General features: G+C 70.8%; 14 protein-coding genes. 9 read left to right on the forward strand and 5 right to left on the reverse strand.

Annotated features, from left to right (window positions below; genetic code table 11):
* Positions 1 to 18: 18 nt before the first annotated feature.
* Entirely contained in the window at positions 19 to 1,905 is a 1,887-nt protein-coding gene (locus ASG73_RS08305) for a Na+/H+ antiporter (RefSeq protein WP_055993437.1), read from the reverse strand.
* An 82-nt stretch (positions 1,906 to 1,987) separates the two neighbouring features.
* On the opposite strand from ASG73_RS08305, the gene ASG73_RS08310 reads away from it, so the two are divergent.
* Positions 1,988 to 2,785 (forward strand): methyltransferase domain-containing protein, encoded by a 798-nt coding sequence (locus tag ASG73_RS08310; RefSeq protein ID WP_055993439.1) that lies wholly within the window; start codon positions 1,988 to 1,990, stop codon positions 2,783 to 2,785.
* A gap of 61 nt (positions 2,786 to 2,846) precedes the next feature.
* A complete protein-coding gene (locus ASG73_RS08315) occupies positions 2,847 to 3,395 on the forward strand; it encodes a ribonuclease H family protein (RefSeq protein WP_055993441.1) in 549 nt (182 codons plus the stop codon).
* On the opposite strand, the gene ASG73_RS08320 is transcribed toward ASG73_RS08315, so the two are convergent.
* The gene (locus ASG73_RS08320; RefSeq protein WP_235499399.1) at positions 3,392 to 4,063 is read right to left on the reverse strand and encodes an MOSC domain-containing protein; all 672 of its coding nucleotides are present in this window, start codon (positions 4,061 to 4,063) and stop codon (positions 3,392 to 3,394) included. The two genes, ASG73_RS08315 and ASG73_RS08320, sit on opposite strands and share 4 nt — an antisense overlap.
* Positions 4,064 to 4,264: 201 nt before the next feature.
* On the opposite strand from ASG73_RS08320, the gene ASG73_RS08325 reads away from it, so the two are divergent.
* Positions 4,265 to 5,194 carry a hypothetical protein gene (locus tag ASG73_RS08325; protein ID WP_055993443.1) on the forward strand — a complete coding sequence of 310 codons (930 nt, stop codon included), beginning with the start codon at positions 4,265 to 4,267 and terminating at the stop codon, positions 5,192 to 5,194.
* Between the two features lie 69 nt (positions 5,195 to 5,263).
* On the opposite strand, the gene ASG73_RS08330 is transcribed toward ASG73_RS08325, so the two are convergent.
* Positions 5,264 to 5,521 carry an acyl-CoA carboxylase subunit epsilon gene (locus ASG73_RS08330; protein ID WP_055993445.1) on the reverse strand — a complete coding sequence of 86 codons (258 nt, stop codon included), beginning with the start codon at positions 5,519 to 5,521 and terminating at the stop codon, positions 5,264 to 5,266.
* Positions 5,518 to 7,158 carry an acyl-CoA carboxylase subunit beta gene (locus ASG73_RS08335; protein ID WP_055993447.1) on the reverse strand — a complete coding sequence of 547 codons (1,641 nt, stop codon included), beginning with the start codon at positions 7,156 to 7,158 and terminating at the stop codon, positions 5,518 to 5,520. Before ASG73_RS08335 ends, ASG73_RS08330 begins: the two co-directional genes overlap by 4 nt.
* A 24-nt stretch (positions 7,159 to 7,182) precedes the next feature.
* On the opposite strand from ASG73_RS08335, the gene ASG73_RS08340 reads away from it, so the two are divergent.
* From ASG73_RS08340 to ASG73_RS08355, 4 genes are read left to right on the forward strand one after another with little or no spacing between them, the layout of a single operon-like run.
* Positions 7,183 to 7,971 carry a biotin--[acetyl-CoA-carboxylase] ligase gene (locus ASG73_RS08340; RefSeq protein ID WP_055993449.1) on the forward strand — a complete coding sequence of 263 codons (789 nt, stop codon included), beginning with the start codon at positions 7,183 to 7,185 and terminating at the stop codon, positions 7,969 to 7,971.
* 49 nt (positions 7,972 to 8,020) lie between these two features.
* Positions 8,021 to 9,094: an adenylate/guanylate cyclase domain-containing protein gene (locus tag ASG73_RS08345; protein ID WP_055993451.1), complete on the forward strand. Its 1,074-nt coding sequence runs from the start codon at positions 8,021 to 8,023 to the stop codon at positions 9,092 to 9,094.
* A gap of 23 nt (positions 9,095 to 9,117) precedes the next feature.
* On the forward strand, positions 9,118 to 9,786 hold the full coding sequence (locus ASG73_RS08350; protein ID WP_055993453.1) for a response regulator transcription factor: 669 nt from the start codon (positions 9,118 to 9,120) through the stop codon (positions 9,784 to 9,786).
* Complete coding sequence (locus ASG73_RS08355; protein ID WP_055993455.1) at positions 9,783 to 10,790, forward strand: sensor histidine kinase; 1,008 nt, start codon at positions 9,783 to 9,785, stop codon at positions 10,788 to 10,790. The genes ASG73_RS08350 and ASG73_RS08355 overlap by 4 nt, the downstream gene beginning before the upstream one ends.
* A 42-nt stretch (positions 10,791 to 10,832) precedes the next feature.
* Here the strand turns inward: ASG73_RS08355 and ASG73_RS08360 are convergent, their stop codons facing one another.
* Positions 10,833 to 11,360, reverse strand: a complete 528-nt coding sequence (locus ASG73_RS08360) for a GtrA family protein (protein ID WP_055993457.1) — start codon at positions 11,358 to 11,360, stop codon at positions 10,833 to 10,835.
* 54 nt (positions 11,361 to 11,414) lie between these two features.
* Here ASG73_RS08360 and ASG73_RS08365 point away from each other — a divergent pair, with 54 nt between their 5' ends.
* Both ASG73_RS08365 and purE read left to right on the forward strand, forming a co-directional pair.
* The gene (locus ASG73_RS08365; RefSeq protein ID WP_055993459.1) at positions 11,415 to 12,587 is read left to right on the forward strand and encodes a 5-(carboxyamino)imidazole ribonucleotide synthase; all 1,173 of its coding nucleotides are present in this window, start codon (positions 11,415 to 11,417) and stop codon (positions 12,585 to 12,587) included.
* Positions 12,584 to 13,120, forward strand: a complete 537-nt coding sequence (gene purE / locus ASG73_RS08370; RefSeq protein WP_055993461.1) for a 5-(carboxyamino)imidazole ribonucleotide mutase — start codon at positions 12,584 to 12,586, stop codon at positions 13,118 to 13,120. Before ASG73_RS08365 ends, purE begins: the two co-directional genes overlap by 4 nt.
* Positions 13,121 to 13,122: the final 2 nt, after the last annotated feature.

The raw sequence follows: 13,122 nt of genomic DNA on the forward strand, positions 1-13,122 counted from the left end.
GACGGTACTACCCGCTCATCACACGAGGGTCTCGTCGACGAAGCACCATCGCCACGCCTCGCCCGGCTCGAGCGAGCGCATGACCGGGTGGCCGGTCTCCTCGTGGTGCGCCGTGGCGTGCCCGTGCGAGGAGTCGCAGCAGCCCACGTGGCCGCACGAGAGGCAGACACGCAGGTGCAGCCAGGACAGACCCTCGGCGAGGCACTCCTCGCAACCCGCGGGCTGTCGTGGGACGACGCACTCGGGCAGCTCCCGCTGGTGCTCGCACTCGCCGGTGAGCCGGTCGGGTGCCTGCAGGGGCGCCTCTCGGATCGCCTCGGCCCGGGCACCGATCGACTCGATCGTCGACTCCTCGACGTCGAGTGCGGCGAGGACGTCGGCGAGGACCTGGTGGTCGACGACGCCGTGGTCGCGGATGCGCAGCAGCTCGGTGCGCTCCGCCTGCAGGACCGGCAGCCGGATGCGCCGGTAGGCATCGCTGGGTGACTCGGAGTCGGTGCCGCCCAGTCTTTCCCACACCCGGTTGACCCGCATGGTGGCCTGCTGGCGCAGTCGGTCGTCGACATCCGGGTCGACATCGTTCAGCTCGTCGAGACGGCGCAGCCCGGCGCTCACCGCAGCCTGGGTGACGGTCGCCTCCTGCAGGGCGTCCTCGCGGGGGTCGGGCCCGTGGACGCCGAGCGCTCGCGCCAGCACCGGCAGGGTGGTGCCCTGGATCAGCAGGGTCCCGATGGTGACCATCATCGCGATGAGCACGAGCGTGGGGCGGTGCGGGGTCTCCTGCGGGAGCAGGAGCGCGGCTGCCAGCGTGACGACTCCCCGCATGCCGGCCCAGCTGACGATCACGCCCTCGCCGAAGGGACTGAGCACGTCGCGCTCGCGGTGGGAGGTGAGGGAGCGCAGCCAGCGGAAGGGGAAGATCCACACGGGGCGCAGGACGAGGACGGTGGCCAGGACCGCGAGCCCGGCGAGCAGCGTGGCACTCAGACCGAGATCGGTGGCCTGCACGTCCTCGACCAGGCTGCTCAGCTGGAGCCCGATGACGAGGAAGACCGCGTTCTCGAGGATGAACTGGATGCTCGCCCAGTTGGACCGCTCGGCCAGCCGCGACCGCGCGTTCTGCAGCACGGGGGAGCGGTGGCCGAGCAGCAGGCCGGTGGTCACCACGGCGAGGACCCCGGATGCGTGGAGCAGCTCGGCGGGCAGATAGGCGGCGAAGGGGGCGATGAAGCTGATCGTCGTGTCCGCCACCGGTGAGTTGGCGTGGAGACGCAGCACAGCGATGAGCTTGTAGGCGATGACGCCGATGACGACGCCACCGATCGCGGCCCGCAGGAAGTCGATCGTGACGGACTGGACCGACACGTCGAGGATGCCGTGGCTGCCGTGACCCGCCGCGAGGCCTGCGACGGCCAGCGCAGTGCGCAGGGAGACCAGGGCCGTCGCGTCGTTGAGCAGGGACTCGCCCTCGAGCAGGGTGACTGCGCGGCGGGGCAGCCCGATGCTGCGGGCGACCGCGGTCGCCGCCACGGCATCGGGCGGGGCGACGATCGCGCCGAGGGCGAAGGCCAGCGCGAAGTTGATGGGGAGCAGGGCGCTCGCGACGACGGCGACGCCGAGGGCGGTGAAGAGCACGAGGGCGATCGACAGTCCGGCGATGGCCACGCGTTGTGCCTTGAGGTCGACGAGCGAGGTCGAGATGGCGGTGGCGTAGAGCAGCGGGGGCAGCAGCCCGATGAGCACGACCTCCGACGAGAGGGTGACCTCGGGGAACCACGGGACGAAGGACGCGGCCGCGCCGGCGGCGAGGAGCAGCAATGGCGTGAGCAGGCCCAGCCGCGACGCGATCCCGTGCACGAGCAGGGAGGCGACCGCGATGGCCAGGAGGGTGAGGGCGAGGTCCACGAGGTCATTGTGATCCCTCGGCATCCGTCTCGGCATCCGTCACCCGGGAGGTGTGGCGCTCGGCCGGTGCCACGATCGGCGGATGACCCGCTATCTCCACGGCCACGCGGCACCCGTCGTCGCCGCGCACGCAGCCCGCACGGTCGAGAGCTCGGCGGCGTATCTCGCCGGCCACCTGGGGGAGGGGATGAGCATCCTCGACGTCGGCTGCGGGCCCGGCTCGATCACCCTCGACCTCGCTCGGCGCGTGGCCCCCGGCGAGGTCGTGGGCGTCGACTCATCACCGACGGTGATCGAGCACGCACGCGCCGCGGCGCTGGAGGCCGAAGACACGCGCACGCGCTTCGAGGCGGTGGACGCGATGAGGTTGCCCTTCGACGACGACAGCTTCGACGTCGTCCACGCCCACCAGGTGCTCCAGCACGTGCCCGACCCGGTGGGCCTGCTGCGGGAGATGGTCCGGGTCGCCCGGCCCGGTGGTCTCGTCGCCGCGCGGGACGCCGACTACGAGGCGATGACCTGGGCGCCCGCGCACCCCGGGCTCGACCGGTGGCTGGAGCTCTACCGGGCGGCGGCACGCGGCACGGGCGGCGAGCCGGACGCCGGGCGCCACCTGCTGCGCTGGGCGCACGAGGCCGGGCTGACCGACGTCACCGCGACCGCCTCGGTGTGGTGCTTCGCCGACGACGAGGCGCGCGAGTGGTGGGGCGGGCAGTGGCAGCGGCGCGCCGTGGAGTCCGGCTTCCACGACCAGGTCCTCGCCCAGGGCCTGGCCGACGACGGGGAGATCGCTCACCTCGTGGAGGTGTGGCGGAAGTGGACGGCGTCGCCGGACGGGTGGTTCGTCATCGTGCACGGCGAGGTCCTCGCCCGCGTCTGATGATCTTCGTCTGATACAAACAGCCGCAGCCTTGTCCCCCTTCGTCCCCCGGAGTGACCGCATGACCCTCACCGCAGCCGCCGACGGCTCCGCACTCGGCAACCCCGGCCCCGCCGGCTGGGGCTGGTACATCGACGACGATCGGTGGGACCTGGGTGGTTGGGCGCACGGCACCAACAACATGGGTGAGCTGACCGCGGTGCTCGACCTGCTCCAGCAGACGGCCCACCTCGACGAGGACCTGCACGTCATCTGCGACAGCAAGTACGTCATCAACTCGATCACGTCCTGGATGCCGGGCTGGAAGGCCAAGGGCTGGCGCAAGAAGGACGGCAAGCCGGTCCTCAACCTCGAGATCATGCAGGCGCTCGACGCGGCGATGGCAGGGCGTCGGGTGACCTTCGAGTGGGTCAAGGGCCACGCGGGTCACCCGCTCAACGAGGAGGCCGACCGCCTCGCCACCACGGCCGCGGCCGCATGGTCGAAGGGGGTGGCCCCCGAGAGCGGGCCCGGCATCCCGGGCGCCCGGTCGGGTGACGCAGAGGCAGTCGTCGAGCACGCGGTCCAGCAGTCGGAGCAGGAGCCGAACGAGCCGCTGTCCCTCTTCTAGGAGCGGGAGGTGATCTGCTCCAGCTCCGCCTGGCGCTCGCCGGTCAGCGCGCCGGAGTCGAGTGCGGCCCGGGCGGCGTCACGGTCCCCGAACCAGGCGCGCAGGTAGGTCGGCACGGTCAGGCCCGATCCTGAGGGCGTCACGGTGATGGTGTCCTCGGGCCGGATCTCGCCCGGCTCGACGACCTGCAGGTAGGCGCCGCTGCGGCCGTGCGCGGCAAACCGCTTGACCCAGCCACGCTCGCCCATGCGCTCGCCGAAGGTTGCGCAGGGCACGCGCGGGCCGCGCACCTCCAGGAGGGCCGAGCCCACCCGCCACCGGTCGCCGACCTCGGCGGCATCCACGTCGAGCCCGTGGGTCGTGAGGTTCTCGCCGAACATCCCGTGCGGCAGGTCGCGCCCGAGCTCTCGCTCCCAGACGTCGAGCTCCTCGCGGGCGAAGGCGTATACCGCCTGGTCCGAGCCTCCGTGGTGCCGGCCGTCCCCGACGTGGTCGCCGCCGACACCGGACACACCCGCGCCGTCGACGACGCGCTTGGGGCCGGGGTCGCTCACGCGGATCACATCGACGGGCTGCTTGCCGATACCCGTGGAGCGACCCTTGGGGATGCGCTGCACCATCGGTCGCCCGATGTTGACGGACAGGACGTGGGGGAGGTCGATGGGCACCAGCAGAGGTTACGTCGCTCCCTTCGGCACGTCCGTCGTCGCCCACCACACGCCCGCCGCCGGGTCAAACGACAGGGCGCGTGCCGAGACGCGCGAGGTGTCGTTGAACCGGGTGTCCACATCCGTCGGGTACCGACCCGGTCGCTCCACAGACGTCTCCGGGTGCTGTAACGGTGATCGTCGCTACCCGATCGTCGACCCATGCTCAGATCCTCGACCCTGGCGAAGGTCGCGCGCGCCGAGACGGTGGCCGCAGACTTCGGTGGCGTGCTCAGTCGTCGCCAGCTGACGGACCTCGGTCTGCACCGCGACGTTGTGGCCAGATTGGTGCGCGATCACCGATGGGCACTCAGCGGTACCCGGTCCGTCGCCACACATTGCGGTCAGCTCGAGCCCTCAGGGCTGCGCTGGAGGGCCGTTCACGAGGTGGGCGGCGACGCGCTGGTCGATGGGGTGAGCTCGTTGACCGCGGCGGGACTCACCGGGATCGGCGACGACGTCGTCCACGTCTCGGTGCACATGAGCATGCGGTCACCCGTCATCGCCGGCGTGCGGGTCCACAAGGTGTCCAGACGACTGACGGGCGAGGGCATGCCGGCCGGCGTGCCCAGGACTCGACCGTCGCTGGCCGCCCTCCGAGCGGCCCAGTGGGCGGTGTCGGACCGACAGGCGGCGCTCTTCCTTGTCGCGCCCGTGCAGCAGCGCGTCGTCACAGCGGACCAGCTGCGGGAGACGCACGCGTGGTACATCGGTCGACGGCGCCGGGCCCTGGTCGGGCAGCTCATCGAGGACATCGCCGACGGGGCGCAGTCGCTCGGGGAGCTGGACCTGGCCGCGATGTGTCGCACCCGCGGCCTGCCAGTCCCCGAGCGGCAGGTCGTCGTGCAGGGCAAGGACGGGCGCTTCTACCTGGATGTCCGGTGGGCCGCCGGCCTGGTCGTCGAGGTCGACGGGTCGCAGCACCTGCAGGGAGTGGCTCCCGTTGACGACATGCTTCGTCACAACGAGGTGGCCATGCGCGGTGACCTGGTCCTGCGCGTCCCGCTCATCGGGCTGCGGCTGGAGGCCGACGCCTTCCTCGACCAGATCGCGCAGGCACTCCGACTGCTTGCCCTGCGACAGGCAAGCTGACCCTTCGTCGGGACAAAAGACAACCCGCGTGCTCGAGCACGCGGGCTGTCTGTGAACGAGTGGTCCAGGTCAGCGCGGGAGGCCGGAGGCCACCCAGCCGCCGCGCGACGGGTGGACCGCATGGCGCACCAGCCGCTCGGGGGAGGCCCAGCGCGAAGGGGGGCCCGCCGGAACCTCCTCCTCGCCACCGCCCAGTCCGGACAGGACCGCGACGAGCGCGGCGACCTGCTCCGGTGAGGCGTCACCGAGGACCTCGATGCGCGGACCTGCAGGAGCCTGCGGCTGCTCGGCGTCTGCGTCGGGGGTCTGCTCGGGTGCGGTGCTCACAGCGGGATGTTCCCGTGCTTCTTGGGCGGCAGCGTCTCGCGCTTGGTGCGCAGGGCCCGCAGTGCCTTGGACACATTCATCCGCGTGTTGCTCGGCGAGATGACGGTGTCGATGTAGCCGCGCTCGGCCGCGACGTACGGGTTGGCCAAGGCGTCCTCGTAGGCGCTGATGAACTCCTGGCGCGCGGCATCGACGTCGCGACCCTCGGACTCCGCGGCAGCCAGCTGCTTGCGGTAGAGGATGTTGACGGCACCCTGGGCGCCCATGACCGCGATCTGGGCCGTGGGCCAGGCGAGATTGATGTCGGCACCGAGGTGCTTGGAGCCCATGACGTCGTACGCGCCGCCGTAGGCCTTGCGGGTGATGACCGTGACGAGGGGGACCGTCGCCTCTGCGTAGGCGTAGATGAGCTTGGCGCCGCGGCGGATGATGCCGTTCCACTCCTGGTCGGTCCCGGGCAGGAAGCCGGGGACGTCGACGAGGGTGAGGACCGGGACGTTGAAGGCATCGCAGGTGCGCACGAAGCGGGCGGCCTTCTCCGAGGCCTCGATGTCGAGTGTCCCGGCGAACTGCATCGGGTTGTTGGCCACGATGCCGATCGACTGGCCCTCGACGCGGGCGAAACCGCAGATGATGTTGGGCGCGAAGAGCGGGTGCACCTCGAGGAAGTCACCGTCGTCGACGATGGTCTCGATGACGGCCTTCATGTCGTAGGGCATGTTGGCCGAGTCGGGGATGATCGTGTCGAGCGCCAGGTCGGTGTCGTTCACCGCCAGGTCGAGCTCGCCGCCGAAGACGGGCGCGGTCTCGAGGTTGTTGCTCGGCAGGTACGACAGGAGCGCCTTGACGTAGTCGATGGCGTCTTCTTCGTCGGTGCCCATGTAGTGCGCGACACCGGACTTGGTGTTGTGCGTGCGCGCCCCACCGAGCTCCTCGAACTCGACGTCCTCGCCGGTGACGGTCTTGATGACGTCGGGACCGGTGATGAACATGTGCGAGGTCTGGTCGACCATCACGGTGAAGTCGGTGACGGCGGGGGAGTAGACCGCGCCGCCGGCGCAGGGGCCCAGGATGAGCGAGATCTGCGGGATGACACCCGATGCGTGGACATTGCGCTTGAAGATCTCGCCGTAGAGGCCGAGCGAGACGACGCCCTCCTGGATGCGCGCGCCGCCGGAGTCGTTGAGGCCCACGACCGGGCAGCCGATCTTCATGGCGAAGTCCATGACCTTGGTGATCTTCTCGCCGAAGACCTCTCCGAGCGACCCACCGAAGACCGTGAAGTCCTGGGCGAAGATCGCGACCTGACGGCCATCGACCGTGCCGTAGCCGGTGACGACGCCGTCGCCGTAGGGACGGTTGGCCTCCTGACCGAAGGCGGTCGAGCGGTGGCGCGCGTACTTGTCCATCTCGACGAAGCTGTCGTCGTCGAGGAGGAGGGCGATGCGCTCACGTGCGGTCTTCTTGCCGCGTGCGTGCTGCTTCTCGATGGCGCGATCTGATCCGGCATTGGCCACCTCGGCCACACGACGCTTGAGATCGGCGAGCTTGCCGGCCGTGGTGTGGATGTCGATGTCAGCGGGGACGTCGGTGCCACCGATCGCCTGAGCGTCTGTGGTCTCGGTGCTCTGGGACATGATCGGCAGCCTAGCCTTGCCGGCATGCCCACCTTGATCGACGTCCAGCGTCTGACCACACAGTTGCCGATGTCACAAGGGTGGGGTGAGGTCGTCCACCTCGACGTCACGGGTTCGACCAATGCTGAGGCGGCCGATCGCGCCCGGCCGTGGTCCCCGGTGCTGGCGGAGCTGCAGACCGCGGGGCGAGGGCGCCTCGGGAGGGCGTGGCAGGAGGTGCCGAGCGCGGGCCTGGCCGTGTCCGTGCTCGTCCCTGTCCCCCCGAACCCGGGGTGGCTGCCCCTGGCCGCCGGGTTGGCCGTACGCACCGCGCTGTCCGACACGGGAGTCGCGGTCGGGCTGAAGTGGCCCAACGACGTGCTCGCCACCGAGGACGACGACCGCAAGCTCTGCGGGATCCTCTGCCAGATGGTGCCCGACGCCTCAGGCGTGGTCGTCGGCATCGGGATCAACGTCCACCACGACCGGGACCAGCTGCCGTTCCCGTCGGCCACCTCCCTTCGCCTCGTCGGTGCCGAGGTCGACCGCACGGACCTCGCCGCGGCCGTGCTGCGCCAGCTGCGGGCCCTGCACGAGGACCTCATGGCCGGCGGCAATCGGGCGAAGGGGGTCCACGCGGCCTATCGCGCCGCCTGCACCACCATCGGCCGAGAGGTCGACGTGCACCGACCCGATGGCTCGGTGCAGCAGGTGCGTGCCACGGCGGTCGATGACGAGGGCTGCCTCGTCGTCCGTGGCGCCGGGGGCTCGGCTACCGTGGCCGCTGGTGACGTCCAGCACATCCGTCCAGCGGGAGTGCCGCCGCGCCCCTGACGGGAGCCTGCCCTTCCCGCCCTGCCCGTCCGACTCGTGGAGGTGCCGTTTGTCCTACGACGCAGCCCCCGAGCGCCCTGACGACGAGCCGCGGCCCGTGCCCACCGACAAGGAGGCCGACCTCGAGTCCTTCGAGCGCGCGCTCCTGGGACGACCGGCCTCGATGGGACGACGAGAGGTCTCTCGCGGTGCGGGAGTCTCCATCCGCTCGGCCCGCAAGTTCTGGCACGCCATGGGCTTCCCCGTCGTCCTCGAGGGCGACACCATGTTCACCGAGGCCGATCTCGCTGCGCTGAGCAGCGTCGCCTCGATGGTCCGCGAGGAGGGGCTCCCCGAGGACTTCGCCCTGTCCATGACCCGGGCCATCGCCCGCACCATGGACCGCCTCGCCGCCTGGCAGGTGCAGCTCGTCAGCGAAGAGATCGGCCGCCAGCGCCACGGCGACGTCCCGGACGAGATGGCCGAGGGTGACTCCGCCGCAGCCGCTGCCTGGCTGACCTCTCTCACCGACGAGCTGGAGCCGCTCGTCGTCTATGTGTGGCGGCGTCAGCTCACCGCCTCCGTCCAGCGCATGCTCACCGTCGAGGACGACAGCACCCGAGCCTCCACCATCGGCTTCGCCGACCTCGTCAACTTCACCTCTGTCGTGCGCCGGCTCGCGGAGAGCGACCTCGCTCGGATGGTCCAGCGCTTCGAGGACCTGTGCACCGATGTGGTGACCGCTCACGGCGGTCGGGTGGTCAAGACCGTCGGTGACGAGGTGCTCTTCCAGACCTTCGAGGTCGCGCCGGCCGCGGCGATCGCGCTCGACCTCGTCGAAGCCATGAGCGAGGACGACCTGCTGCCCTCGGCCCGCGTCGGCATGGCGCACGGCCCGGTCGTGCGTCGCCTCGGGGATGTCTTCGGCACGACCGTCAACCGCGCCAGTCGCCTGACCGCGGTCGCCCCACCCGGAGGCGTCTTCGTCGACGACGCACTCGCCCGTCTGCTCGAACCCCTGAGCGGCTTCTCCACCCTGCCCACCCGACCCCGAGCCCTGCGGGGCATCGGCGAGGTCGTCCCGAGTCGCCTCGTGCGGGTGACCGGTGTGCGTCGATCTCGTGATGTCACCGCGCATGTCTGAGGAACTCTTCCTATGATCCGACCATGACCCGAGTACTGCTGGCCGAGGACGACGCTGCCATCTCCGACCCGTTGGCGAGGGCTCTCATCCGTGAGGGATATGAGGTGACCGTGCACGAGGACGGGCGCGATGCGCTCGACTCTGCGCTGGGCAACCCACCCGACCTGCTCGTGCTCGACCTGGGGCTGCCCACGCTCGACGGTCTCGAGGTGTGCCGACGACTGCGGGCCACGGGTGCCGATGTCCCGGTGCTCGTCCTCACCGCGCGTGCCGACGAGGTCGACACCGTCGTCGGTCTCGACGCCGGAGCGGACGACTACGTGACCAAGCCCTTCCGCCTGGCGGAGCTGATGGCCCGCGTGCGCGCTCTCCTGCGCCGCCGTAGCGACGACACCCTCGAGCCGACCGGACCGTTGCGGATCGACCTCGACAGCCGCCGGGTCTGGTTCCACGGCGACGAGCTGTCGCTCACCGCCAAGGAGTTCTCCGTGCTGAGCGTCCTCGTGCGAGAGAGCGGCCGGGTCGTCACCCGCGAGCAGCTCATGGGTGAGGTCTGGGAGACGGAGTGGTACGGCTCGACCAAGGCCCTGGACATGCACATCTCGGTCCTGCGTCGCAAGCTCGGCGATGACGTCGCCGACCCCCGACACATCGCCACCGTGCGTGGCGTCGGGTTCCGCTTCGACTCGTGACCTACTCGACCCACATCCACCGGATGGTGGCTGCCGCCGTGGTCGGCTCAGCAGCCCTCACCGCGCTGGTCCTGGGCATCGTGGCCATCGCGGCCACGGGGTCGCAGGGGACGCGGGTCCTGGGGATCGACCTGCTGGCCTGGATGCTGATCGCCCCCGCCCTGGCCGTGGTCGCCAGCGGCGGTCTGGCGCTGATCTTCGTGCGGGTCATCGACCGTCGCCGCGCGCAGGGGATCGCCTACATCCACGACCAGGTGGCAGCGATCCGTGACGGGGGCGGCGCCCTTCCCCGGACGGTCGTCGGCCTGAGTGATGTGGACGGAATCGCCGGGGACCTCGCCCGTCTGGCGGGCGAGCTGTCCCAGCAGCGCGCGCTGGACCGTGACTTCGCCGCGGATGCCTCCCACCAGCTGCGGACCCCGCTCACGGCGCTGCTGATGCGTCTGGAGGAGATCGGTCTGACCGACGACCTCGAGGTCGTGCGGGACGAGGCAGCCGTCGCGGTGACGCAGGTCGAGCGACTCGCGGGCGTCGTCGACACCATGCGCACCCGGTCCAAGGGAGTGAAGGCGCAGCTGCCCGAGATCTCCTTGGACTCCGTGCTCGCCGGCCTGCAGCGGGAGTACCAGCCGGCCTTCACCGCGGCCCACCGCAGCATGCGCGTGCAGGGCCCGCCCGGTCTCGCCGTCCGTGCGGCGCCGGTGGACCTGGCGCAGATCCTGCAGACCCTCATCGAGAACTCGCTCGACCACGGCGCCGGGCGCGTGGAGATCGAGATGCGCGGCTCCGGAGGGTCGGTCGTCATCGAGGTCCGCGACGAGGGTGAGGGCGTGCCCACGGCCATCGCGCCGCACATCTTCGAGCGCTCGGTGACCTCCCACGGCTCCGGTCTCGGCCTGGGTCTGGCCCGACAGCTCGCGGAGCGCAACGGCGGGAGGCTGCAGCTGGTGAGCACCCAGCCGGCGGTCTTCGCGCTCTTCCTGTCCGGTCCGGGGAGTCGCTGACCCGGTGCTCCGCCCCTGCCCGGGGCCTCAGGCCGTGGGCGGCTAGGCCAGCCCGTGCTCCCTGGGGGAGGTGCCCTCGTCCATCGGTTCGTTGGCGAAGACGAAGCGCTTGTAGGCCCAGAAGCGGAAGAGCGTGCCCAGCCCGATGCCCAGCACGGTGGCGATGTTGTCCGCCAACCGAGAGGTGTAGTCGAGGCCGTAGTGCGAGAGCACCAGGCACGCCGTGGAGATGACCAGGGCCAGGCCGTTGACGACGAAGAAGAGCGTGAGCTCGTGGTGGACCGGTCGTGAGCGTCGGTGCGCGAAGGTCCAGCTCCGGTTGCCGAACCACGCGAAGGCCGTGGCGGCCACCCCGCTGACGATGCGCGCTGTCGTCACCTTGTCCTCGAGGACGGTGTGCGTCAGGAGGTTCATCCCGCCGAGGTCGATCACGAAGGAGATCGCGCCGATGAGGCCGAACTTGGCCATCTCGTGCCACACCGTGTCGACGAGGCCGGCGACCCCGCCGCGACGGGTCACGGGCGTGGCGCCGGTGCGCGCGTCGCTGGTGGCTTCGGTGGGATCAGACATCTCGAGCAGCGTAATCGTGGGCGGGCAGATTCCGTGCAACGTATCCTTCGGCACGTGTCGATTCCTCCCCGTGCCCCTGGTGGCTTCCCCGTCGTCGGCGTCATCGGTGGCGGCCAGCTCGCGCGGATGTGCGCCGGCCCGGCCGCGGAGCTCGGGGTGACCCTGGCCGTCCTCGCCGAGGCGCCGGACGCCTCCGCAGCGCTGGTCACCCCCTTCGCCCCCGTCGGTGACCACACCGACGTCGCGACGGTCCGCGAGTTCGCCAGCCACTGCGATGTCATCACCTTCGACCACGAGCACGTGCCTGCCGAGGTGATCGAGGCACTGCTCGCGGACGGTGTGGCCGTCCATCCCGGCCCGGCAGCGCTCCTGCACGCCCAGGACAAGATCGTCATGCGTGCGGCGCTCACCGAGGCCGGTGTGCCGTGCCCCCGGTGGGCGCCGGCGAGGAGCGAGCAGGACGTGATCACCTTCGCCGAGGACGTGGGGTGGCCGGTCGTCGTCAAGACCCCCCGGGGCGGCTACGACGGGAAGGGGGTGCTCCTCGCCGACAGCATCGACGACGTCCGCGAGTGGCTGGCTGCGGCCGCCGCGCGCGGTGAGCAGCTGCTGCTCGAGCAGCGTGTCCCCTTCGTCCGGGAGCTGTCCGTCCTGCTGGCCCGTAGCCCTTCCGGCCAGGCCGCGGCATGGCCCGTGGTCGAGACCGTGCAGACCGACGGGGTCTGCACCGAGGTCATCGCGCCGGCGCCGGGTCTGGACGCGCGGGCCGCGCGGGCGGCGACCATCATCGGGCTCGACATCGCCGGCGCGCTGGGAGTCACCGGTGTCATGGCGGTGGAGCTCTTCGAGCTCGAGGACGGATCGGTCGTCGTCAACGAGCTGGCGATGCGACCGCACAACTCGGGCCACTGGAGCATGGACGGCGCCGTCACCGGGCAGTTCGAGCAGCATCTGCGTGCCGTGCTCGACCTCCCGCTCGGCTCGCCCCGCGCCCGGGAGCCGTGGACCGTCATGGGCAATGTGCTCGGTGGGGAGCCCACCGATCTCTACCCGACCTACCGCCACCTGATGGCCCGCGACCCGGAGCTGAAGGTGCACCTCTACGGCAAGGCCGTGCGGCCCGGGCGCAAGATCGGGCACGTCAACGTCAGCGGCAGCGATCTGGACGACCTGCGAGAGCGGGCCCGGCACGCAGCCGACTACATCCAGGGAGTGATCACCGAATGACCGCAGCCACGAGTGTCGACACGACCGCCAAGGTCGGTCTCGTCATGGGCAGCGACAGCGACTGGCCGACGATGGAGGCCGCCGCGCTCGTCCTCGCCGAGTTCGGCATCGCCTACGAGGCCGATGTCGTCTCCGCGCACCGGATGCCGACAGAGATGATCGCCTACGGGCAGGAGGCGGCAGGCCGCGGGCTGCAGGTCATCATCGCGGGTGCTGGGGGAGCGGCGCATCTGCCCGGGATGCTCGCCTCGGTCACGACGCTGCCGGTCGTCGGTGTGCCCGTGCCGCTGAAGCACCTGGACGGCATGGACTCGTTGCTGTCGATCGTGCAGATGCCCGCTGGCATCCCTGTCGCCACCATGGCGGTGGGTGGGGCGCGCAATGCCGGGCTGATGGCCGTGCGCATCCTCGCCTCGGGTGAGGGAGCGGAGGCGGCGCGACTGCGCGTGGCACTCTCGGACTTCGCGACCGACCTTGCCGCGCAGGCCCACGCCAAGGGTGAGCGGCTGCGTCGGCAGGTCGCCGGGGACTGACC

The organism is Janibacter sp. Soil728 (assembly GCF_001428305.1).
Taxonomy (GTDB): Bacteria; Actinomycetota; Actinomycetes; order Actinomycetales; family Dermatophilaceae; genus Janibacter.

Bases quoted from the DNA above. Each gene is read 5' to 3' on its own strand.
- ASG73_RS08310 (WP_055993439.1), top strand. From the start codon at position 1,988: ATGACCCGCTATCTCCACGGCCACGCGGCACCCGTCGTCGCCGCGCAC.
- purE (WP_055993461.1), top strand. From the start codon at position 12,584: ATGACCGCAGCCACGAGTGTCGACACGACCGCCAAGGTCGGTCTCGTC.
- ASG73_RS08325 (WP_055993443.1), top strand. From the start codon at position 4,265: ATGCTCAGATCCTCGACCCTGGCGAAGGTCGCGCGCGCCGAGACGGTG.
- ASG73_RS08350 (WP_055993453.1), top strand. From the start codon at position 9,118: ATGACCCGAGTACTGCTGGCCGAGGACGACGCTGCCATCTCCGACCCG.
- ASG73_RS08360 (WP_055993457.1), bottom strand. From the start codon at position 11,360: ATGTCTGATCCCACCGAAGCCACCAGCGACGCGCGCACCGGCGCCACG.
- ASG73_RS08340 (WP_055993449.1), top strand. From the start codon at position 7,183: ATGCCCACCTTGATCGACGTCCAGCGTCTGACCACACAGTTGCCGATG.
- ASG73_RS08315 (WP_055993441.1), top strand. From the start codon at position 2,847: ATGACCCTCACCGCAGCCGCCGACGGCTCCGCACTCGGCAACCCCGGC.
- ASG73_RS08335 (WP_055993447.1), bottom strand. From the start codon at position 7,158: ATGTCCCAGAGCACCGAGACCACAGACGCTCAGGCGATCGGTGGCACC.